General features: G+C 42.8%; 28 protein-coding genes. 14 read left to right on the top strand and 14 right to left on the bottom strand.

Translation table 11 applies throughout. From position 1 onward, the window contains the following. From RH061_RS19565 to RH061_RS19555, 3 genes are all read left to right on the top strand, one after another. Entirely contained in the window at positions 1-159 is a 159-nt protein-coding gene (locus tag RH061_RS19565) for a hypothetical protein (RefSeq protein ID WP_311072481.1), read from the top strand. A gap of 112 nt (positions 160-271) precedes the next feature. After that, entirely contained in the window at positions 272-1,159 is an 888-nt protein-coding gene (locus tag RH061_RS19560) for a helix-turn-helix domain-containing protein (RefSeq protein WP_311072480.1), read from the top strand. Positions 1,160-1,188: 29 nt separating this feature from the next. Beyond that, the gene (locus RH061_RS19555) at positions 1,189-1,524 is read left to right on the top strand and encodes a hypothetical protein (RefSeq protein WP_311072479.1); all 336 of its coding nucleotides are present in this window, start codon (positions 1,189-1,191) and stop codon (positions 1,522-1,524) included. Positions 1,525-1,669: 145 nt separating this feature from the next. Here the strand turns inward: RH061_RS19555 and RH061_RS19550 are convergent, their stop codons facing one another. Next, complete coding sequence (locus tag RH061_RS19550; RefSeq protein WP_311072478.1) at positions 1,670-1,927, bottom strand: hypothetical protein; 258 nt, start codon at positions 1,925-1,927, stop codon at positions 1,670-1,672. Between the two features lie 107 nt (positions 1,928-2,034). Here RH061_RS19550 and RH061_RS19545 point away from each other — a divergent pair, with 107 nt between their 5' ends. From RH061_RS19545 to RH061_RS19520, 6 genes are all read left to right on the top strand, one after another. Beyond that, positions 2,035-2,613, top strand: a complete 579-nt coding sequence (locus RH061_RS19545) for a TVP38/TMEM64 family protein (protein WP_311072477.1) — start codon at positions 2,035-2,037, stop codon at positions 2,611-2,613. Further along, a complete protein-coding gene (locus RH061_RS19540) occupies positions 2,610-3,671 on the top strand; it encodes a F510_1955 family glycosylhydrolase (protein ID WP_311072476.1) in 1,062 nt (353 codons plus the stop codon). The genes RH061_RS19545 and RH061_RS19540 overlap by 4 nt, the downstream gene beginning before the upstream one ends. Before the next feature lie 200 nt (positions 3,672-3,871). Beyond that, complete coding sequence (locus RH061_RS19535; RefSeq protein WP_311072475.1) at positions 3,872-4,450, top strand: sulfurtransferase TusA family protein; 579 nt, start codon at positions 3,872-3,874, stop codon at positions 4,448-4,450. 14 nt (positions 4,451-4,464) lie between these two features. After that, positions 4,465-4,854, top strand: a complete 390-nt coding sequence (locus RH061_RS19530) for a DsrE/DsrF/DrsH-like family protein (protein ID WP_023626682.1) — start codon at positions 4,465-4,467, stop codon at positions 4,852-4,854. Between the two features lie 27 nt (positions 4,855-4,881). Next, on the top strand, positions 4,882-6,003 hold the full coding sequence (locus RH061_RS19525; RefSeq protein ID WP_311072474.1) for an MBL fold metallo-hydrolase: 1,122 nt from the start codon (positions 4,882-4,884) through the stop codon (positions 6,001-6,003). A gap of 125 nt (positions 6,004-6,128) precedes the next feature. Continuing rightward, on the top strand, positions 6,129-7,559 hold the full coding sequence (locus tag RH061_RS19520) for a bifunctional metallophosphatase/5'-nucleotidase (RefSeq protein WP_311072473.1): 1,431 nt from the start codon (positions 6,129-6,131) through the stop codon (positions 7,557-7,559). A gap of 569 nt (positions 7,560-8,128) precedes the next feature. Here RH061_RS19520 and RH061_RS19515 read toward each other — a convergent pair. From RH061_RS19515 to RH061_RS19485, 7 genes are all read right to left on the bottom strand, one after another. Further along, positions 8,129-8,716, bottom strand: a complete 588-nt coding sequence (locus tag RH061_RS19515; protein ID WP_311072472.1) for a redoxin domain-containing protein — start codon at positions 8,714-8,716, stop codon at positions 8,129-8,131. Next, entirely contained in the window at positions 8,713-9,324 is a 612-nt protein-coding gene (locus tag RH061_RS19510; protein WP_311072471.1) for a hypothetical protein, read from the bottom strand. Before RH061_RS19510 ends, RH061_RS19515 begins: the two co-directional genes overlap by 4 nt. Beyond that, the gene (locus tag RH061_RS19505; protein ID WP_311072470.1) at positions 9,321-9,734 is read right to left on the bottom strand and encodes an OsmC family protein; all 414 of its coding nucleotides are present in this window, start codon (positions 9,732-9,734) and stop codon (positions 9,321-9,323) included. Before RH061_RS19505 ends, RH061_RS19510 begins: the two co-directional genes overlap by 4 nt. Before the next feature lie 68 nt (positions 9,735-9,802). Beyond that, on the bottom strand, positions 9,803-10,870 hold the full coding sequence (locus RH061_RS19500; RefSeq protein ID WP_311072469.1) for a HAMP domain-containing sensor histidine kinase: 1,068 nt from the start codon (positions 10,868-10,870) through the stop codon (positions 9,803-9,805). Beyond that, positions 10,857-11,552, bottom strand: a complete 696-nt coding sequence (locus RH061_RS19495) for a response regulator transcription factor (protein ID WP_311072468.1) — start codon at positions 11,550-11,552, stop codon at positions 10,857-10,859. Before RH061_RS19495 ends, RH061_RS19500 begins: the two co-directional genes overlap by 14 nt. A gap of 59 nt (positions 11,553-11,611) precedes the next feature. Then, positions 11,612-12,325, bottom strand: a complete 714-nt coding sequence (locus tag RH061_RS19490; protein ID WP_311072467.1) for a cytochrome c biogenesis CcdA family protein — start codon at positions 12,323-12,325, stop codon at positions 11,612-11,614. A 284-nt stretch (positions 12,326-12,609) separates the two neighbouring features. Then, positions 12,610-12,795 carry a hypothetical protein gene (locus tag RH061_RS19485; protein ID WP_311072466.1) on the bottom strand — a complete coding sequence of 62 codons (186 nt, stop codon included), beginning with the start codon at positions 12,793-12,795 and terminating at the stop codon, positions 12,610-12,612. A 42-nt stretch (positions 12,796-12,837) separates the two neighbouring features. Between RH061_RS19485 and RH061_RS19480 the strand changes: the two genes are divergently transcribed. Next, entirely contained in the window at positions 12,838-13,740 is a 903-nt protein-coding gene (locus RH061_RS19480) for a LysR family transcriptional regulator (RefSeq protein WP_311072465.1), read from the top strand. A gap of 68 nt (positions 13,741-13,808) precedes the next feature. Here RH061_RS19480 and RH061_RS19475 read toward each other — a convergent pair whose 3' ends face one another. The 6 genes from RH061_RS19475 to RH061_RS19450 form a co-directional block, all read right to left on the bottom strand. Further along, the gene (locus RH061_RS19475; RefSeq protein WP_311072464.1) at positions 13,809-15,395 is read right to left on the bottom strand and encodes a YVTN family beta-propeller repeat protein; all 1,587 of its coding nucleotides are present in this window, start codon (positions 15,393-15,395) and stop codon (positions 13,809-13,811) included. Positions 15,396-15,423: 28 nt separating this feature from the next. Then, a complete protein-coding gene (locus RH061_RS19470) occupies positions 15,424-16,035 on the bottom strand; it encodes a 4Fe-4S binding protein (protein WP_311072463.1) in 612 nt (203 codons plus the stop codon). Between the two features lie 14 nt (positions 16,036-16,049). Further along, positions 16,050-16,445, bottom strand: coding sequence for a c-type cytochrome (locus RH061_RS19465; RefSeq protein ID WP_311072462.1), 396 nt, complete (start codon positions 16,443-16,445; stop codon positions 16,050-16,052). An 85-nt stretch (positions 16,446-16,530) separates the two neighbouring features. Next, the gene (locus tag RH061_RS19460) at positions 16,531-17,073 is read right to left on the bottom strand and encodes a cbb3-type cytochrome c oxidase subunit II (protein WP_311072461.1); all 543 of its coding nucleotides are present in this window, start codon (positions 17,071-17,073) and stop codon (positions 16,531-16,533) included. 15 nt (positions 17,074-17,088) lie between these two features. Next, positions 17,089-18,462, bottom strand: a complete 1,374-nt coding sequence (locus RH061_RS19455; protein WP_311072460.1) for a cbb3-type cytochrome c oxidase subunit I — start codon at positions 18,460-18,462, stop codon at positions 17,089-17,091. A 221-nt stretch (positions 18,463-18,683) separates the two neighbouring features. After that, entirely contained in the window at positions 18,684-18,806 is a 123-nt protein-coding gene (locus RH061_RS19450; RefSeq protein WP_311072459.1) for a hypothetical protein, read from the bottom strand. A 145-nt stretch (positions 18,807-18,951) separates the two neighbouring features. Between RH061_RS19450 and RH061_RS19445 the strand changes: the two genes are divergently transcribed. From RH061_RS19445 to RH061_RS19430, 4 genes are all read left to right on the top strand, one after another. After that, positions 18,952-19,086, top strand: coding sequence for a hypothetical protein (locus RH061_RS19445; protein ID WP_023626701.1), 135 nt, complete (start codon positions 18,952-18,954; stop codon positions 19,084-19,086). Positions 19,087-19,552: 466 nt separating this feature from the next. Then, positions 19,553-20,032, top strand: coding sequence for a DsrE/DsrF/DrsH-like family protein (locus RH061_RS19440; protein ID WP_167833954.1), 480 nt, complete (start codon positions 19,553-19,555; stop codon positions 20,030-20,032). A 27-nt stretch (positions 20,033-20,059) separates the two neighbouring features. Further along, positions 20,060-20,638 carry a sulfurtransferase TusA family protein gene (locus RH061_RS19435; RefSeq protein WP_311072458.1) on the top strand — a complete coding sequence of 193 codons (579 nt, stop codon included), beginning with the start codon at positions 20,060-20,062 and terminating at the stop codon, positions 20,636-20,638. Between the two features lie 43 nt (positions 20,639-20,681). Next, complete coding sequence (locus RH061_RS19430; RefSeq protein ID WP_311076472.1) at positions 20,682-21,803, top strand: MBL fold metallo-hydrolase; 1,122 nt, start codon at positions 20,682-20,684, stop codon at positions 21,801-21,803. Positions 21,804-21,820: the final 17 nt, after the last annotated feature.

Raw genomic sequence — 21,820 nt, 5'->3', positions numbered from 1 at the left:
ATGATTGTATTGATATGGGGAGCTGTGTTCCTGGTATCTGTTTATTCCTTCGCCTTTGCAGTGACCATCTGGAAGCAAAAAAACAAAGCAGGAGCGATTGTAGTTAGTCTGCTTTCAGTTGCTGTGCTGATCCTGCCTTATTTTACTTATATAAAATAAACAAACTGGATTGGGAAAAAAGGGTTAGCATCCGGGTTGTCTCTTCGGATTTTTAAAAGTTATTAACATTGTGATAATATAGATATAATTAATATTAAATGGGGTGTAGGGGATGAGCCTGGTTGGATATAACTTCGGGAAAATTCTTAGGTCTACTAGGGTTTTTAAAGGTTTGACTGAGACACAGTTGGCTGAGGGGATCTGTACTGAAGAGGATATCATTCAATTTGAAAAAGAAGAGAAATATCCAACAATCGATCAATTATCGAAAATGGCATCAAAGCTCGAAGTCGAGTTCAACCATTTCTTCGATATCGCTTCCACTGATACTTACAATTACGCCATCGGTGTTACCGAGTTAATAAAAAAGTATAAAAGAGAGCGGGATTACGCCGCAATCAATGAAATAATCCAGAAGGAACAGGATAATCCGCTGTTCAAACATACATCATTCAATCAATTCCTGGTATGGCACCAGGGGATATGCAGCTATTACCTAGAGGGAGATAGACAGAAATCTATTGACTTGCTGAGCAAGGCTTTGGACATGACCCATAAGGAAGAGGCTGCAATGACAGAACGTGAAATTGAGATTTTGACGAGCATGGCGATCATCGAAAAGGATAGCGGAAACCTGGACAAGGCGGTCGAGCTTTTTCATGAAGCTTTGAACCAGTTGACAGAGCTTCCTCAAGTCCAGGATTCAAAAATCTGGCTGAGGATTCTCTATGGCCTTGCCCAGGCACTGTCAAAACTTGAGAGATATGAAGAATCCCTCATTTATTCCAGCAAGGGAATCGATAATTGTATTTATGAAGAAAATATGTATTTATTTGGAGAACTTTATTATCAAACAGGCATGAATTACATCAAATTGGGTAAAGAAAACAAAGGCAAGGAATATCTTGAAAAAGCAGTCACGATTTTCAAGCTGCAGAAGAATGACAAGTTTGCTAGTTTAGTAAGAGATGAAATGGAAAAATTATTGAAGTATTGTTAATAGTTACACCTAGGCTTAGGAGGTATAAAATGAAGAGAACATTAATTCTGCCCCTTATAGCAGCTTTTGTTGCAGGAATGTTCGGTTGGAATTCAGCGGATAAGAACCTGGCCGACCTGCCATCCCAGCATTCGCATACCGGCACGATGATCGCCGATTTGCCATCGCAGCATTCACAAAACGGCACGATGATCGCCGATCTGCCTTCCCAGCATTCACAGGACGGTACGATGATTGCTGATTTGCCATCCCAGCATTCGCAGGACGGTACGATGATCGCCGATTTGCCATCGCAGCATTCACAAAACGGCACGATGATCGCCGATTTGCCATCACAGCATGAACTTAATAAAGCTTTAGTTTAAGGAGTTTTTGAAACAGCCTGGGCCATTTTGGTCGGGTTGTTTTTTAATGCATTAAAAAATATTTTTAGCTAAAATAAATCAAGTACATAAGAAAAAGGCTCTGGATTTTTTCCAGAACCCTAATTCGTGACAGGAAACAACCACTTCAATCAATGATATCCATATGGTTGTTATCCATCATATTAAAGTTTTTACTCTGCATGGCACCGTTTGTTCCGTGGCAATCATTGTACATTTGCTTGACCTCTTCAGCGGAGAGGCCTGGGTGCATCTTTTCGATCAAAGGCTTCATTTGCCCAAAATTAAAAGTACCCTTACCGTCTGTCCCTTCTTCTGCGAAGGCAGCAGTACTGGCTCCTAAAATTAATGCTGCGCCTAAAAAACTTAAGATCAGTTTTTTCATGCCTTGGTCAGCTCCTTTCGTTTCATATGGTTATTTTAGTGGGACAGTTTGCAAAAACTTAGCAGAAGCAGTGACAAATTTATGGATTTTTTACCGGAGGCATACAAATGACATTATTAGAAACTTTATCGAGCCAGCCGGTCTGGGTTGCAATTTTCATCAGCCTTGGAGTCAGTATCACCATTTCAGTCCTGGGGGTCATCCCCAGTGCGTTTGTAACCGCTGCGAATATCATTTATTTTGGTTTTGGTGGCGGTCTTGTCCTTTCAATCATTGGAGAGGCTGCAGGGGCGATCATCAGCTTCTTTCTTTATCGAAAAGGAATAAAAAAGCTTTCGCAAAAAGTCCCAAGCTCGAAATCGATAAAGAGTTTAGAACGTCTTAAGAACACGGCTGGCACTGAGGCGTTTGTCCTCGTGATTTTATTGAGGCTTTTCCCATTCGCTCCTTCAGGTTTAGTGACGCTTGCTGCTTCTTTCAGCAAAATGGGAGCATCTGCATTCATGGTATCCAGTACGATTGGAAAAATTCCTGCACTCTTCATCGAAGCCTATTCAGTCAATACCATGCTTGGCTGGAAATCGGAGTATCAGCTTGCAATGGCTGTCTTTGCGCTCTTGGCAGGTGTCTGCTACTATTATTGGAAAATGAAAATGAAGAAAAGAAAAACGGAGGAAGCAGAATGAGATATAGAAACAAGCTCTTGGCTGCAGCATTCGCCTTCATGGCACTGATTTTAACAGGCTGTGCTGACCAGGAGGAACAGCAGGAAACGAAGGAAAAAGCGAAGAACCAGGATACCCAGGAACCGAGGGAACAAGCGGAAAATCAGGGTGACCAGGAAAAGAAGAAACAAGCGGAAGACCAGCAGGACATCACCAGTGATATTTCAGAAGAAGAGTTCATCAGAAAAGCAACTCCGCAAAAAATAGAGCATGTACATGGAATTGGCTATCCAGGTAATGATGATGGCCTTTATGTTGCCTCGCACAATGGCCTGAAGATATACAAGGATGGGGAATGGCTGGAAACCGCTGCGCAAAACCATGATTACATGGGTTTCCAGGCTACAGAAGACGGCTTCTTTGCAAGTGGGCATCCAGAGAAAGGTGAGGATTTGAAGGACCCCCTTGGCCTTGTGAAAAGTACGGATAAGGGGAGGACGCTTGAAAAAATTGCTTTTTATGGCGAAAGTGATTTTCACTTCCTTTCTGCAGGCTATTATAACAGCAGCCTTTATTTAATCAATGAAGCGGCTAATTCCAAAATGGAAAGAGGCGTCTATCTATCCAGAGATCAAGCAAACAGCTGGGAGCCGGTTGAGATGAAAGGACTGGAGTCAAGTACGCTTGGAATGATGGCAGTACACCCGGAAAAAGGGGGTACCTTTGCAATGGCAACAAAGGATGGTGTCTTCATTTCGGATGATTTTGGAAAGAACATGAACAGAGCCGGACAATACGAACTGGTCACAGCCGCAGCCTTCTCAAAGAAATATCTATACATCTCCCCGGTTCATCAGCAAACAATCCAACTGTTCAGGCTGGAAGCGGAAGGGACAGGGAAAGCGGAGAAACTGACAATCCCGCACCTTAATCATGATAACCCGATCACATATATATCCGCAGACCCGCGTCAGGAGGGGAGGATCGCTTTCATGACCATCCTGAATGATTTATACGAGTCTGTAGATGGTGGTAAGACATGGAAGAGGTTGCTGGTGAACGGGAGGATTGAACAATAAGAGCAACAAGGTTACGAAGAGGGGCTTAAACAAATGATAAGCAGGAAGCAGCAGCCAAGACTAAATGGTTGCTGTTTCTTTTTATTTTTTTTACAATATACGCATAGTTTTTACCGTATAGGGTATATAAACTAGAGAGGATTTTTGCAGTATGGAATCCGTTAATTCATGAATACTAAACTTTAGGAAGGGGGATTACTATGTCAATTTCTGCGGATAAAGTACTTGATGCAAAAGGTCTTGCTTGCCCGATGCCGATTGTCAGGACGAAGAAAACCATGAATGAACTGGAGCCTGGACAAGTTATTGAAGTACAGGCTACTGATAAAGGTTCAACAACCGATCTGAAAGCATGGGCTGAAAGTACTGGCAATCAATACCTTGGTACGATCACTGATGGAGATGTGCTCAAGCATTATCTTCGCAAAGCCAGTGAAGAAGCAATGAACAATGAATCGCCACACCCACATACAGCTACACTTGAAGAAGTGCTGGCTAAGCTGGAAGGCGAAGAGAAGTTAACCATTCTCGATGTAAGGGAATCTGCTGAGTATGCTTTTGGACACATTCCAAATGCAAAATCAATCCCGCTTGGAGAACTGGAGCAGCGTTTCAATGAATTGAATCCTGAAGAGGATGTCTACATCATTTGCCGTTCTGGATCAAGAAGTGATATGGCAGCGAAAAAGCTTGCTGAAAAAGGATTTAAGAAACCAATTAATGTTGTTTCGGGAATGAAGGACTGGACAGGCCCTACCGAAACATCAGTTGAAAAATAAGGAGGAACCAAATAATGAAAGTAGCTATCATCGCCTCTAACGGCGGAATGTTCGATGCATATAAAGTATTCAATATCGCGACTGCGGCAGCAGCAACAGATGCAGAAGTAGGAATTTTCTTCACATTTGAAGGGCTTAACCTGATCCATAAGGAAGCGCACAAACAACTTCCTATGCCAGCAGGAACAGAGCACTTCCAGGAAGGTTTCGCAAGGGAAAACGTTCCTCCAGTTGAGCAGCTTGTTGAAATGGCAGCTGAAATGGGCGTCAAGATGATTGCCTGCCAGATGACAATGGACGTAATGTCTCTTCAAAAAGACCAGTTCGTTGATGGCATTGACGTTGGTGGAGCAGCTTCATTCCTTCACTTCGCAAGCGATGCAGACATTACATTGACATTCTAAAAATCAAAGCAAAACAGGAGGAATGAGATGGTAAAGACAATCACCGCAAAAGAAATAGCGCAAAAAGTCATTAACCATGAAGACCTGTTTATCATTGATGCAAGAAATACTGATGACTTCGATGATTGGAAAATCGAAGGCCGCAATGTAAAAGTCCATAATACGCCATACTTTGACCTGCTTGAAGGGATCGATCCAATAAAGGATGTTTTGCCTAAGAACCAGGAGATTTATGTCGTATGTGCAAAAGGAGGCTCTTCAGAATTTGTGGCGGAACAAATCGAAGAAGCCGGCTATTCAAATGTCTACTCTATTGAAGGCGGCATGAAAGCCTGGAGTGAGCATCTTGAGCCTATCAAGATTGGTGACCTTAAAAATGGCGGATCCCTCTATCAGTTTGTCCGTATTGGAAAGGGTTGTCTTTCCTATCTGGTTGAATCAAATGGCGAAGCGGCCATCATCGATACCAACAGGATGATTGAACAGTATGAGGATTTCATGTCAGGCAAGGACTTCAAACTGGTTGCTTTGCTTGATACCCATCTTCATGCTGACCATATTTCCGGTGGTAAGAAGCTTGCTGATAAAGTGGGAGCCAAGTATTACCTCCCGCCTAAAGATGCCGAAGAAGTGACCTTCCAATATGAACCTCTTCAAGATGGGGATGAAATCAAGGTTGGAAACACCGTGATCCAGGCTTTGTACTCTCCGGGACATACAATCGGAAGTACTTCGTTCATCATTGATGACCAATATTTGCTGACGGGTGACATTCTGTTCATCGACTCAATCGGACGCCCTGACTTAGCCGGACTGGCTCAGGACTGGGTAGGAGATTTGAGGAATACTTTATACAAGCGCTATAAAGAGCTTGCAGATGAATTGCTTGTCCTGCCGGCCCACTATATGGGAATCAATGAGATGAATGATGATGGCAGCATTTCCGAAAAACTTGGCGTGCTGTACTCCGAGAATCACGGATTGCAAATCGACAGTGAAGATACCTTCAGAAAGACCGTAACCGAAAACCTTCCGCCTCAGCCTAACTCCTATCAGGAAATAAGGCAGATGAATATGGGTAAAATCAACCCGGACATCGAAGAACAAAGGGAAATGGAAATCGGCCCGAACAGATGCGCAGTAAGATAAAAGAAAGGGGTACCTATGCAGGGTACTCCTTTTGTATAAAAGGTGAAAGGCTTTTTCCATAAGCCTCATGCAACAAATCAGGACGTTTATGGAAAGAGCTTTAGATCAATGGAGGAGAGGATACTATGACAAAATTGACGATTATACAGCAAAACGATACCCATGGGAGCCTGGAACTCCATCATGAATTATTTTGGAAAGAAAACCATCCTGAACTTCGCAAAACAGGGGGTCTTCCGAGAATCGCAAAATATATCAGGGAACTTAAATCCCAAAATGAGAATGTCTTATTCCTGGATGGCGGCGACCTCTTTCATGGAACACTTCCGTTGGTTGCTTCCAAAGGCGAAGCCATTTTACCAGCATTGGAAAAAATGGGGCTGGATGGCTGGGTCCCCGGGAACTGGGATTTCGCCTACGGAAAGGAGCAATTGTCTTCTCTGGTAAAAGCATTGCCTTTTCCCTCCGTCGCCTGCAACGTAAAAGATCAAGAAACAAATGAATTGTTTATGAAGCCATTTATCATTAAGGAGCTGAAGGGCGTCAAAGTCGGTATCATTGGACTGACTTATCCGTATGTCGATGAGACAATGCCTGAAAGCTTCTCGAGAGGTCTCGCGTTCTCTAGAGGTGTGGAGGAGACGCGTGATTGTGTGGAAGCCTTGAAGGGGCAGGCAGACCTGGTTGTGTTGTTGAGCCATATGGGCCTCCCTCTTGATGTAGAACTTGCAAACCTTGTAGATGGCATTGATATTGTTTTGTCGGGACACAGCCATGACAGGGTAGAAGAGCCGATCACCGTCAATGATACGCTTGTCGTCCAGGCTGGTTCAAGTGCTTCATTCCTTGGAAAACTTGATATTACCCTTGAAGGCGGAAGAATGGAGGATTATCGGTATGAACTAGTGGCAATTGATGAAAGCTTCCCTGAAGATGAGGAAATGGCGGGTATCATTGCCGACATATTAGAACCGTACAGTAAGGAGCGGGGCAATATCGTAGGAAAGACAGAGTCTATTTTACACAGAATGACCTTGAATGAAGCCCCGATGGATCAACTGATCACAGATGCATATATTCACGCCTACGATAGCGATTTGGCATTCTCACATGGGTGGAGGTATGGCACGCCAGTCCCAGCAGGGGATATTACCGAGTATGAACTGCATACCATCATCCCGACAAACCCGGAAATGTTCACTCTCGAAATGACGGGAGAGCGCCTGATGAATGCTTTAGAAAAGAATCTTGAAATGGTATTTTCGCGGGACCCGTTCATGCAAAAAGGCGGATATATTCTAAGGTCCTCCGGATTATTCATGTCCTTTAAGCCATACAATCCGGAAGGAAATAGAATCCAGAAACTGCTTGTTCGCGGACAAGAGATTGGCTTGAAAAAGAAATACAAAATTGCGGGGGCAGGCAAGCAGCTGTTCAAAGGTGCCGAAGCTGATAAAACCTACTATGGTGTTTTTGCAGTTGATGTTATTAAGCAATTTTTAAAAGAAAAGGGAACCTTCAAGGCCGCTGAGGAACAGAAGATCCTGAGCACCTAGATCCCGTAGGTTTAATGGACATTTCGAAGGCGAAGCAGCACCAAAATGTTTAGGAAAGAAGGTTTAATGGACATTTCGAATGCGGATTAGCGCCAAAATGTCCAAGAAAGAAGGTTTAATGGACATTTCTAAGGCGAAGCAGCACCAAAATGTCTAGGAAAGAAGGTTTAATGGACATTTCGAAGGCGAAGCAGCCTCAAAATGTCCAAGAAAGAAGGTTTAATGGACATTTCGAAGGCGAAGCAGCCTCAAAATGTCCAAGAAAGAAGGTTTAATGGACATTTCGAAGGTGGATTAGCGCCAAAATGTCCAAGAAAGAAGGTTTAATGGACATTTCGAAGGCGAAGCAGCACCAAAATGTCTAGGAATGAAGGTTTAATGGACATTTCGAAGGCGAAGCAGCCTCAAAATGTCCAAGAAAGAAGGGTTAATGGACATTTCGAAGGCGGATTAGCGCCAAAATGTCCAAGAAAGAAGGTTTAATGGACATTTCGAAGGCGGAACAGCACCAAAATGTCCAAAAAACCCAAGAACCAAGCAAAAAAGTCACGGCTCAGGCCGTGACTTTTTTACTTAACTCCAGTAAGGTCCTTCATCATATTCTCGTCCATCGGTCCGACGATTTTCTTTGTAATCACGCCATTTTCGTCGAGAATGTAGCTGGTTGGGATGGTGAATGCTTGATAAGTCGTCCCGGCGAATCCTTCTTCATCCATCGGGATCGTAAAAGTCAATCCATATTCGTCGACGAATTTCTGGACTTCTTCCTCGCCTTTGTCCATATTCGTCAGGTTGACGGCAAGAATTTCGACGCCCTGGTCATTATACTCTTCATAAAAATTTTGCATATGAGGCATTTCAGCTTTACATGGAGGGCACCATGTAGCCCAGAAGTTCAGGATCACTTTTTTGCCGCGGTAATCAGACAGCTTGATTGTCTCTCCCGCAAGGGTGTTCAGTTCGAAGTCAGGTGCCTCTGCGCCTTCACGCAATGAAGACAGCTTAGCTCCCGGAATATCCTCAGTTGTTTCCACAGAATCTCCTGTTGGTGCTGTTGTTTCCTTTTCGCCCTCGGTCGACCCTGGTTTCCAGATATTCACGACCAAAATGACGACAGCCAGTGCTAAAATCGCGAAAGATAAAAGATTTTTATTCAATGCTGAGCATCCTCCTTTTTAAAACGCTGAAACATGATCAAGTATAGTCCTAGTGCGAAAATCAGCAGGTTATCCAATGCGAGCAATTCGGAAAAAAGGCTGAGAATCAGAGCCTCGACCATCAGGAATAGTATCGCATACTCCATGTTCAGCTTCACTTTTTTAAAATAAAACGCCGCAAAGACAATGAATAATATTGCCTGTAATCCAGCGGCGATGAAATCCTCTGAAAACGCGAATAATCCGGTCCAATATAGCAGGAAGAAAAGGAAATAGCCAGGCAGAAATTCCGATACAAGCACCAGATTCTCCTTTTTCCTGGTAATCAGATATAAGTAGATCGCAATGCCTGTAAAAGCAAGGATCTGGCCTTCCGTGCCTCCGTTAAAATAGAGGAGGGAGAAGGGAGTATCCAGGAACATCTTAAAATTGAAAACGGCATAGCTAAGTTTGTAAACCGCTATGTAGATGAAGAAGCTGTTCCAATACCAGTCTCCTATGCTCTTTTTCTCCCTGGCCCGGTAAATCAGGGCTCCGATAAAAATGGCAGCAAACGCTGCAAGCAAATCTGCCGGCAGCGTGAACCTGCCAATCGTTATATAATTCAAGCAACATCACCTTTTTTTGGCTGGTCTGGCGTGAACTCAATCTGATATTGAATGTCGATGCTCCCAATGACAGATTGGATCATGCCGCAATTTTTCAGGACAAGACCGGCAATCTTCTCAGCTTGCTTTTGCTTATCCTCTGAGTCCGTCTGGACGGCCACATTGAATGTCAGCTGTTCAATCCGGTTTGCCTCTTCGGAGTTCCGGACTGCTGACACTTGGACGTCAATTCTTTTATAGTCTATTCTCTTCTTCGCAAGAATATTTGCCAGCACCGAGGTACTGCATCCAGTCAATGAGGATACAAAAAGTTCCATAGGCCTGTAGCCCATCTCGATATTCGGGGAAATTGGAAGGAACCCGTATTCCAAATGTCCGATCAGTTTTTCATTATAATAAGTGAATTCCATGAAAATCTCTCCTTCAATACAAAAACTACATTTACAGAAGAGTATGCAATCGTATTGTTAAGGATTGATTAAGAATTGGAACGCGTTGGAAGGCTTATCCAGAATGTGTGATGGTACCCATCTGTATCAAGGCTAATTTTGCCTCCATGGGCGCTGATGATACTTTTGGCGATGGCCAGGCCGAGTCCAGCACCTTCCACTTTAGTACTGCGGGATTCTTCAAGCCTGTAAAACCGCTCGAAAATAAGCTCTTTTTTCTCTGAATCAATGTAAGTTCCTTCATGGGTAAAAGTAATCCTGTATCCTTCAGCATCAATCTGCCCCTTGATATCAAGGTGACCGCCTCTATCATAAGCGATGATATTCTGCAGCAGGTTGGCAAGGACTTGCTTCAAGCCGTCCTTATGGCCAAGGACGGTAGCATGTTCAATTTGCTGGCTGAATGATTCAAACCTGCCGGACAGCTTGAGGTGGAAGGCTGCAATTGATTCGGCTATTACCTGTTTCATGTCCAATTCTTCAAACTGCTTCTCCGGGAATTGAGACTCCTGGCTCCAGGCATCTAGCTCAGCGATCAGATCGACAATCCTTGTAATCCTTTTGGATTCATCCAAAAGAGAGCCAAACAGCTCCCGGTCACCCGTCAATACACCATTATGGAGGGCTTCGAGATAGCCATTGATATTCGTCAGCGGGGTTCTTAATTCATGGGCGATGTCCCTTAACATTTCTTCACGCCTTGATTGTACAACAGAAAGTGTTTCCGTCATGGCATTAAAGCTTGTTACGAGTTCACCTAATTCCCCGCTTACAGGAACCTCGATTTTCGGCGGGATTTTGCCTGCCTTGACTTGATTGGCAGCAGTGGCCATTGCTTTCACAGGGTTCACAATCTTTCTGACTGAAAAATAATGCAAAAGCCCTGCTGCAACAAAAGCGATGATGCTTACTTTTATAAGGAAAGAATTCAAGGTATCGACTAGCTGCGCGCCGGTCACTTGTTCATGATTGACCAGGAAGCAGGCATAATCTTTTACGGATATTCCGGCCAGCATGATGACCAGAAGGATGACGATGCTATTGACGGCTACCAGCTTCGATAATAACAGGTTCGTGATCCTTTTAATTCGCCGCAAATTTATACCCCATTCCTCTCACAGTCTGAATATAATCCTTCGGCGTTTTTTCTTTGATTTTTTCCCGGAGGTTCTTGATATGCACATCAATTGTCCGCTCCGTTACGGCCTTTTCATTGTTTTCATAGATGGTGTCGAGGATTTGTGCTCTCGAGAGGATTTGCCCGGGATGCTGCATGAACATGTGAAGCAGCCTGAACTCAAAATTGGTCAAATCGAGTGCTTCGCCATCGACCATTGCCTGCCCTTTTGCCGGTTTAATGGTTAGTCCGGTAAAGGTCAGCTTTCCGCAACGGCTTGCCGTCCTTCTTAACACCGCTTCAATCCTGACCATCAACTCTGCAGGGCTGAAAGGTTTTACGACATAATCATCGGCTCCAAGCTTGAAACCCTCGATCCTGCTCTTTTCCGAAGCTTTTGCAGTCAGCATGATGACAGGCATCATGCTTTCCAGGTCATTCCGCAGCCAGCGGCAAATCTCCTCACCACTTTTACCTGGGAGCATAAGGTCAAGGATCAGGATGCAAGGATCATATTTCTCAATCATTTCCTGTGCCAAAATCCCATTGTCCGCTTCAAGGACCTCATAGCCTTCATTCGTTAAATAAATCGTTACAAGTGTACGGATTTTGGGATCATCTTCAACAACCAGTACACTTTTGCCAATCAATTCTTTCTTCACAGCTTAGGTCACTCCTTAACACTGCCTTGAATCAAGTTGGATGAGTTACAGCAAGATGCTTATACTCCAAATAAGCTGTAAGCAGATAGCCAGGCACTGATTTTCTGCATTTGTCCGGAAAGGACTAGAAAGCCCATTCCAACCATAATCATACCATTCACGAGTGCGAGCTTAGATAGATATTTGTTGATTTTCTTGATTGCTTTTAAGGAATAAGAAATAACAAAAGATATGATCAGGAAAGGAACAGCCATTCCAAGCGAATAGGAAGTCAGCAGATACATTCCCTGGTATAAAGTATCGGAAGAACTCGCTAAAAGCAGGATGGATGAGAGTGCAAGCCCGACACAAGGTGACCAGCCGCTCGCGAATGCCATTCCAAGGAATACAGAACTGAAGGCGCCTTTCGATTTCGTATCAGATTGGACCTTTTTCTCCATCATCAGAAATTTAATGTTCAGCAGACCGGCCATCTGCAGTCCGAAAATGATGATCAGCAATCCTGCGATTTGCATCACGATTGTCCGGTAATTTGCGAAAACCTGTCCAAGGAAAGATGCCGAGGCACCCATGACGATAAAAATCAGACTGAACCCGACAATAAATCCAAATGAACGGGTAAAAAGTGTTGCGCGATCAACTGCAACTTTTGAACCCTCAATCTTCCCGCCAGTCAAATGAGTTATGTAAGCAGGGAGGAGAGGGAACACACATGGTGAGAAGAATGATAAAATTCCAGCAGTAAAAGCAAAAAATAAACCGATTTCTGTCATTTTGAATAGTCACTCCTTTTCTGTTTTCTATTTTGTGGTGTATTTGTTAAGGTTTAATGAAGAAGAATGTATATATACCCATATTGGTATCATGTATTTTATTGTATAATTACTGTAGTTTAGTTTCAATTTTATTCTCTCACTTTTGCAGGCTGCGGTGATTATTTCTTTTTGATTGCTAGTATACTGCTTCAAGGAACAAAATAAAACCTAGGAGTTCTCCTAGGTTTTACTCAACTATATTTTTCTATCACAAACTTAAACCCTCTATGGTATAATGCCAATTAATGATTTAAATTTCTTCTGATCCCGAAATAGGTGAACAGGGACACAGTGGTTAAAATGGCCAATGAGGCGATTTCGAATTTAACATCTCGATATGTGACGGAATCATCCTTGGTAAAGTACATCAAGCCGAAGATAAAAACAGATAATACTATAACCGTAATGACGATATCTACTTTTTTCATTTTATTCCCTCCAATTCTTAAGTATAAAGGAGTGCGATCATATTGAATTTGGAACACTTAAAGACTTTCATTGCCGCGGCAAAATATGAGAGCTTCTCCCAGGCAGGGAAGATGCTGAATCTTTCCCAACCAGCCGTCAGCCATCAAATCAGCCAGTTAGAGGCTTATTATAATAAACAGTTATTCATTAGGGCCAATCGTAAAATCAAATTATCAGAGGCCGGCAAAACTTTGTATGAACATGGCCAGCAGCTGATCGCATTGAATGAGAAACTGGAAAACATCCTTGCTGAAGGAGACTCTAGTCAAACAATCAAGATTGGCTGCAGCAATACGATCGGTGAATGCCTGATTTCGAAAATGGTCCAGGATTTCATAAAATTGAATCCTGATATCACAAGTGACCAAATCCAGATTACCATCGGAACATCCGTTCATATCACAGATTTACTGTATGCTTCCGATATCGACCTTGCTCTTGTCGAGGGACAAGCCGGCCGATATGACTTCATTTCCCATGAGTTCTATGATGATTTGCTTGTTCTTGGTGTTTCTCCACAGCTTAGGGTAGACCCCGCAAACCAGAATCCTGCTAAGCTCGAAGAAATGACCTGGCTGATCAGGGAACCAGGCTGTGCGATGAGGCAGGCAACACTGGACTTATGGAAAGGTTGGAATATCCAGCCGAAATCTGTCCTTGTGTATAATAGCAATACGCTCATCAAAGAAGGTGTGAAAAACGGCCTTGGTGTCGCTGTCTTATCCAAGCTGGCTATCTGTCCTGAGGTTACATCAAGACAAATCATGGTCAGTTCATTCAAAGACAGAGATCGTTATCGTCCATTCTACCTGTTAAGAAAGGATAAACAGTTCAAATCCAATCTTCATGTGAGATTATGGGATTTTATAAGGAAATTAGATGAAAATCCTAATGCTTCCTGTTAAGGAGCATTAGGATTTTTTAATTTTTTCTCTCAGCGCCGGTGCTTAACGATGCCCTGAGCTTTTTGTTCTTATTCTTTATCCTTATTTTGTTCAGCTAGTTCTAGCTCAAGCTCTGTTTGGATCTTGAGGGCCTTATGTTTGTCAGTAGCAAGATAATCGATGATTTGCTGTCTTTGTTCATCTGTCATTTTCGCTCCATTGCCAGCCATACGGTCAACAACTGCTGTCCATTGTTCTGCGCCTTTACTTGAATTCTTCATGATACGGCCGATATCATGACACTGAAGGCAAGTACCGAGGAAAGCTTCCTCATTAATATCTTTTGCCTCTGGGAACACAAGAGTAGAGGCTTTCTTGATTCTGTTAGCTTCTTCCTCATTGCCTTTTTGGTAAGCTAAAATTTGGTCTTTAGGTACATTTGTTTTAATAGCGATACCATTTGGATTCAAACCTACTGGAATTGTCTGCCTGAAATCCTTTTTCTTCGTCAGATCAATCTTCGTAAGGGTTTTGTCACCCCAGTTCGAACCGAACATCATGCTGCCATCCGGGCTCCAGGAGAGCCAGTGGATATTCTGCACACCCCAGATTTTTCTTACGATCTTATAGTTGTCTTTAGGGTCAAGGACAGTCAAGAAACCTGCACCATTCTGGGAAGTATACCAGTACCCGTCTGGACCAAGGTAAGGGATGTTCGTTCCGGCACCAGTCTTAACGGTTTTGATGAACTTCAATTTTTCTGCATCGATGATGGAAATGGATCCGTCATTACGATTTCCTGTTACAAGATCATGGGTGTCACCCATGAAGTGTACGTTAACGGGTTTTGGAATATCTCCAATTTTCTTGAGAAGCTTTTCTGACTCCGCATCATAGATAGCAACTTCATCGTCTGCTGTGTTTGAAACAGCTACAAACTTGCCATCATTTGACATATCAAGTCCGGAACCAGTTCCTTTTCCGTAGTCAGTCTCCGTTCTTTCAAGGTATCTCATTTCACCTGATTCAATGTCAATGACAGTAATGAATGGTTCTGCCTGCAAGCTGACGAACAGCTTCTTGCCGTCAGGAGTGACATTCAAATCCCTTGGCTTTTTGCCAACATCTTTGAACACTTTCACAAGTTCGGCTTTTTCAGCATCAATCATTCCAACCGCTCCAACGCCATTAAGTGAGGTAAATGCATATTTGCCATCCCTTGAAAACGTCATATGCTGCGGTGCAGGAGGTTTATCAAATCCTGGGAAATCGATGTCATGTGATTCAAGAGTTTCCATATTGATAGCCAGCACGCTTGTTCCATAACGCTGTGTCGCAAAAGCCCATGTCTGGTCCTTGTTAAGGTGAACATGGTGAGGAGTACCAGAGCTTTGGATGTATTTTACCGGATTTCCGGTTTTGATATCAGCAATGGCAATACCGTTACTAACTTCGTTTGCTGACAGGATCCAGCCCTCACCATCCCAATCTTTATTGGTATCAGCGTTTCCGTTCGGCTGGTCTTTCCACCAGTTTGAAGAATAGTCCTCATGGATTGGTGGAAGTTCTTTCTCGTTCTTATTATCAAGTGATGTCTCTTTCACTGCTGCTTCAGAGCAGGCAGTAAGAGAAATGGAAAGTAGTGCGAATGCTGACAGTTTTAAGATTTTTTTCATTTATGTTCTCACCTCGTTTCGGTTTTCTTTAGAACCATCCAACAAGCAGGACTAGTACAAGAGCAGTTGTTGTACCCCATGTAATCCATACTCCTGGATGTGTAAGCCATTGAGTTTTGTCATCCACACGTGAAATGCCCTGGGCAAGTCCGTATGGGCAAACTTTACAGAATGAGTTCCTTGCCTTGTACGATAAAGCTGTATATAACACAGCAGTTGAGGTGACAAGGAAGAAGTATTTGTTCATTTTAAAGTTAACGAGCGATTCCCAGATTGTCATTGGGTCGTAGAAATAGCTCACTGTCGCGTAAGCCATGAAGAAGCTTACAACCAAAGCCAGCAAGAATGTTACGGCTTTGCCTTTCTCACCTAATTTTGCTTCAATCTTGTTCAAAAGCATGCTGAAGGTATTGTGCGGGCATGCATACTGGCAAAACGCCCTGTACACGATCATTGACAAGGCCAGGAAAGCCATCAGGAACAAGAATAAGAAAACGAAAAATAGATAGCCAGCTTCATAGGATAATTGGAAGCCGAACAAGAACAACTTTTCATTGTCAATATCCATCCGGAAACCGTTCCAGAATGGCAGTGTGAAAATAATGATGAAAAATGCCCATCTAGTTATAGTTTTACCCACGAGAATCCTCCTTTCTATCTGTAGTCCTTTAAGTATTCATAAACTTTGTCGATTTCTTTCTCTGTATAAAGGTGTCCGATCGCAGGCATGGTATTACGGCCTTTCTTGATGACATTCTTGATGTCCTCTTCCGGCATCCTGTCTGTAACTCCCTTTAGATCAGGTGCTGCACCTGTAGCATGGCAGCTTAGGCAAGTACCTTCAAAAATCAGCTCTCCTTTATTATCCTGTGGAGCAGCAGCCGGTTCGACTGCAAGCTTTCCAGGCATGAAGATCGCATATCCAATCGCCCAGATAGCCACAACATAAAATACAGCTACCAGGAGCTTCGGCACTTTATTGTGTTCAATTTTAATATCAGAGACGATATCCGCCTCTTTGCTATCATGTTGCTGATATTCTTTTTTCATTTTTTACACCTGCCTTTTGAATGCTGTGATAGAAAATCACTACCTTAAACCGCAGGGACTTAAGGTAGTGGCTATTAATATTGGCTTAGTTACGCTCGGTTAATTTTGCTTCTTCGAGTTCTTTCTTGTACTCTTCCAATCGTTCTTCTGTTGGCTTGAGGCTCATTAAGTAAGCGACAAGGTCATCAAGTTCCTGATTGGAAAGGTAATCGAAGGATGGCATGATTGTACCAGGGCTTGTTGATTGTGGATCAATCAAGTGCTGGCGCTGCCAGTCCTCGTTATATTTCAATCCAACCCACATTAAATCAGGGCCTGTGCGGTTTGAACCCAAAAGATGGGGTAAATCATATTTATAGTCGCCGCCCTTAGTTACTGGTCCAAGGTTCTGGTTCGTATCGGCAGGCAATGCTCTTACGAATTGTGTATGGCAAGTCTGGCAGCCGTTCTGGATATAAATTTCCCTTCCTCTTGCTTCAGCAGAATCCTCTGGGTAATTGCGGAGCTCGCCGCTCGCAGTCGCAGAGTTGATTTCCTGGTCGAAGAGGGGAAGGATGACCGTTCCGGCTACACCGAAAGTCCATAGAATCAAAGCAACGATTAATACAGCTGATGGTTTACGTTCCAACGTGTTCCCTCCTCATTAAGCAGTAGCAGCTTGCTGCTGTGCTTGCTGTTTTTTCTCAAGTTTTGCAAGTTTAATAGTTTTATACATATTCCATGCCAGGAAGAACTGGGCTACATACATCATTGTTCCGCCGATTGCACGCCCTTGTACGTAAGGCTCCATCATCAGAACAGTCTGCAGGAATGGTACGCCTTCGATCCATGCGAATCCCTGAACAACACCTGCGATCCATAATGAGAATGCGAATACCAGGAAACCGACTGTAGAGAACCAGAAGTGAGCTTCCATCGCTCTCTTGCTGAACATTTCACGTCCAACGATTTTAGGAAGGATGTAATAAATTGCAGCGAAAGATGTAAAAGAAAACGCACCGAATGGTCCCATATGTGCATGCCCAACAGTCCAGTGAGTGAACTTAATGACTGAACTTACTGATGGAAGGGCTTGCAATGGTCCCTGAAGACATGCGAACAGGTAAAAAATTGTTCCCGCAACCGTGAAACGAAGCGGTACGCTTGTTCTTGTCTGTGACCATGAACCTTTCATCGTTCCCCAGAAGTTGGCTAGTACGGCCCAAACCGGAATCAAAAGAACGATGGAAGGAATAACTCCGGCTTTTGAAATCCAGCCAGGGATTGGTCCATTCATCAAGTGGTGAGGACCATTCCAAACATAGAATGTAGCGATTGCCCAGAAACCAATCATCGATAACTGGTGACTGTATAGAGGACGGCCAGTCAATTTAGGAAGCAGGTAGTAAATCTGTCCAACACCGACTGTTGTCATCCACAGGCCGATTGCGTTATGTCCAAGGAACCAGCCCATCAAACCTTGCTGTACTCCACTTGGAATCCATTGTGCCGGGAAGTTTCCGACAATCCAGGTCAGTGGCAGCCATAGCAATGATCCTAGGAAATACCAAAGACTGACATATAGCATTTTTTCCTTGCGGCGTCCAACTGTCTTGAAAAGGTTATAAGCTACAAGTCCAATTGCGACAAGAAGCTGAACGTCAACCCATAGTGGGAATTCGCCATACTCGATGACCTCGGTCTGGCCAAACAGCAATGCGAAGAATCCTTCTAAAATGACAATGTTGTAAAAAACTAGAGCGAAATTTCCCAGCTTCTCACTATAAACCTTCGTTTTAGCAAGCTTTGGAATCATGTAGAACATCGATCCTACATAAGCCATTGATAACCAGGCGTAGATGACGAGCATGACGTGAGCCGAGCGAACATGCCCATAAGTTGTCCAGCGATTGTTCAACAATTCTGGCCAAATTTGTTTTGTTGCAGTAAGAAGTCCCATGCTCATGCCGATGATGATCCAAAAGACAGCAGCGATGAACCAATTCTTGGATGAACTCCATTTTTCGTCTGTAAACATTTTGACACTCCCTTGTTCATAAAATAAACACATAAATTTCACAATTTCTTCACAATCTGCTATGTTACATGATACATCCCAAGGAGAGATTAAGTTATTCAAGTTTTTTATAGTGTTATCCAATTGTTTTATACTAGCTCGCTAACTGGTAAAAATCCGCGTTTATTTACATTTATAGCAAAAAAAACAGAGCGAATGTTTTCGCTCTGTCAGGGGTATATTTAACTCTGCTCTTCTTTTTTATTATATTTTTTGCGTAAAGTATCAAGGACAAAGATAATAAGGATAGGCACTCCGATGTAATAAAGGAAATCGAAGTAGAAGCCCAGGGATTCATGATCCATTTTTATACCTCCCAAATTATTTTGACCACATTGTAATCGCAAAGTTTTCTTTTTACAACCCCTAAAAAATATACTCTGGACGGTTTCGAAAATTTCTGTTAGAGTAATTCGAAGTATAGGATTTCTAACAATAGGAGGTGTGAAAATGGCACCAGGAGCTTGGATTTTACTATTGGTTATGATTGCATTCACTGCTTCCGCGGGAATCATCTGGGCTTGGAGCAAGAAAAACGGGCTTTACGATGAAAGTGTAAAATATAGAATGCTTGATGAAGATTAATCAAGCCTGGATCTCAATCTTTACAATCTGCTAATTATAAAGATCAAATATTCCAGGCTTTTTTTATCTTTTTTATTCCACTATTAATTCTTCTATCTGACCTCTCATTTTGAACCAATATTATTCTGATATTCCTTCCAGTGTATTATTTTACTTCTATATTATGTTCTCATCTATTATATCTTTTTATTGTGCAATAACTTCCTTCAACTCAAATTCCAATCAACAATTTATCAATCCCGTCATATGATAACAACTTCCGTGTCATTTCACTATATTTCAAGGCTAAAAATTATGTCGACTAATAAAGTCATAAAAAATTCATAATTACGGTTGACAAAGTGATTGATCTTTTATATTATATACCCTGTAAGGTATTTAACAACGTAATCACGTTAGAAAAGATATTATATTTTTTTGCAGTCATAAATACCCGTTACCGTAATTATAGAGGGGGAGAAAGATAATGGGAGAACAGAAAAAAACCACGATCATTTTATTCAGTGGGGATTATGATAAAGTCATGGCTGCTTATATCATTGCAAATGGTGCTGCTGCCTATGATCATGAAGTGACAATTTTCCACACATTCTGGGGATTGAATGCATTAAGGAAAGATGAGCCAATCCAGGCTGACAAAGGATTCATTGAAAAGATGTTTGCCAAGATGATGCCAAGAGGCGCGAACAAATTGGGATTGTCAAAAATGAACTATGCAGGATTTGGCCCGAAAATGATCAAGGATGTCATGAAGAAGCACAATGCAATGCCGCTTCCAGACTTGATTGAAATGGCTAAAGAACAGGATGTAAAACTTGTTGCCTGCCAGATGACAGTAGACTTGTTTGGTCTTACTCAAGAAGAAATCATGGATGGCGTTGAGTTTGCCGGTGTAGCAGCTTACCTGGCTGATGCAGAAGACGGAAACGTCAACCTGTTCATCTAATAGATACTATTAATTGGAGGTCGACAAATGGAAACTGTTAAGACAAACGCTACAGTCGACGCAAAAGGGCTTGCATGCCCAATGCCGATTGTCAGAACGAAGAAAGCAATCAACAATTTAAATCCCGGAGAGGTTTTAGAGGTACTCGCAACGGATAAAGGTTCTAAGGCGGATATCCAGGCATGGTCTAAGAGCTCTGGCAACCAATACCTTGGAACAATTGAAGAAGGCGACGTCCTTAAGCACTACATCCGCAAAGGCGGTTCAGGTGAAGAACAAGAAGAAACAAAATATCCGAACGTTGTTTCAAACGACGATGTTGTCAAAAAGCTTGAAGCAAACGAGGATGTTGTTGTCCTTGATGTAAGGGAACCAGCTGAATATGCATTTGGCCATATTCCGAATGCCGTTTCTATCCCATTTGGTGACCTTGAAAACAGACTCGAAGAACTAGATAAGTCCAAAACAATCCTGGTTGTTTGCCGCACAGGCAACAGAAGCGACATGGCTTCCCAGACACTTGCAGGCAAAGGCTTCGACAAGGTTTGGAATGTCGTACCAGGTATGTCTGAATGGAATGGCCCTACTGAAACAAAGGTTCAGTAATTATTTTTTTGAAAAAATCATACCCAGGGAGGTAAAATAAATGATGAAAGCAATGACGTCTAAAGAAGTAACGAAAAAAGTATTCAATAAAGAACCATTATTCATCCTTGATGTCCGTAATGAGAGCGACTTTAATGACTGGAAAATCGAAGGAGAAAACTTCGAGTACTTGAACATCCCGTACTTCGACCTGCTTGATGGAGTAGAAGAGATTCTTGATAAAGTGCCAACTGACAAAGAAGTTCTTGTTGTATGTGCAAAAGAAGGTTCTTCAGTAATGGTCGCAGAAATGCTTGAAGAAGCAGGCCGTGAAGTTTCTTATCTTCAAGGCGGTATGAAAGCATGGAGTGAACATCTTGAGCCAGTTAAAGTTGGCGATCTTAAAGATGGCGGAGCAATGTACCAATTTGTCCGCATCGGTAAAGGCTGCCTTTCTTACGCTGTCGTTTCCAATGGGGAAGCTGCATTGATCGACGCTACAAGAATGACGGATGTTTACCTTGACTTCGCTAAAGAGCTTGGCGTTGAAATCAAGCATGTATTCGATACTCACCTGCACGCAGACCATATTTCTGGCGGCAGAAAAATTGCTGAAGCTACAGGAGCAACTTACTGGCTGCCTCCAAAAGACGCTGATGAAGTTACATTCAACTACCAGCCTCTTGAAGATGGCAACCTTGTGAAGATTGGTGAAACAAACATCGACATCAACGCGCTTTACACACCAGGACACACAATCGGTTCCACTTCATTTGTAGTAGATGAAAAATATCTTCTTTCCGGGGATATACTATTCATTGACTCAATTGGACGTCCGGACCTTGCTGGTAAAGCAGAAGACTGGGTAGCAGATCTAAGAAACTCTCTATACACTCGCTACAAGCAGCTTTCTGATGAGCTTGTCGTTCTGCCTGCACACTTCATGATCATCGAAGAGCTGAACGAAGATGGCAGTGTATCAGAAAAATTAGGTACTCTTTTTGCGAAGAACCACGGTTTGAATATCGAAGACGAAGCGGAATTCCGCAGACTTGTAACAGAGAACCTGCCTCCGCAGCCAAATGCATATCAGGAAATCCGTGAAACAAACATGGGTAAAATCAACCCAGACGATGAGAAGCAAAGAGAAATGGAAATTGGACCAAACCGCTGTGCGGTAAGATAAATTTGTCATGGGGGATT

The organism is Mesobacillus jeotgali (assembly GCF_031759225.1).
GTDB lineage: Bacteria > Bacillota > Bacilli > Bacillales > Cytobacillaceae > Mesobacillus > Mesobacillus jeotgali_B.
The sequence above is the reverse complement of the archived record's forward strand: the minus strand, read 5'-3'. Positions and strand labels throughout refer to the sequence as shown.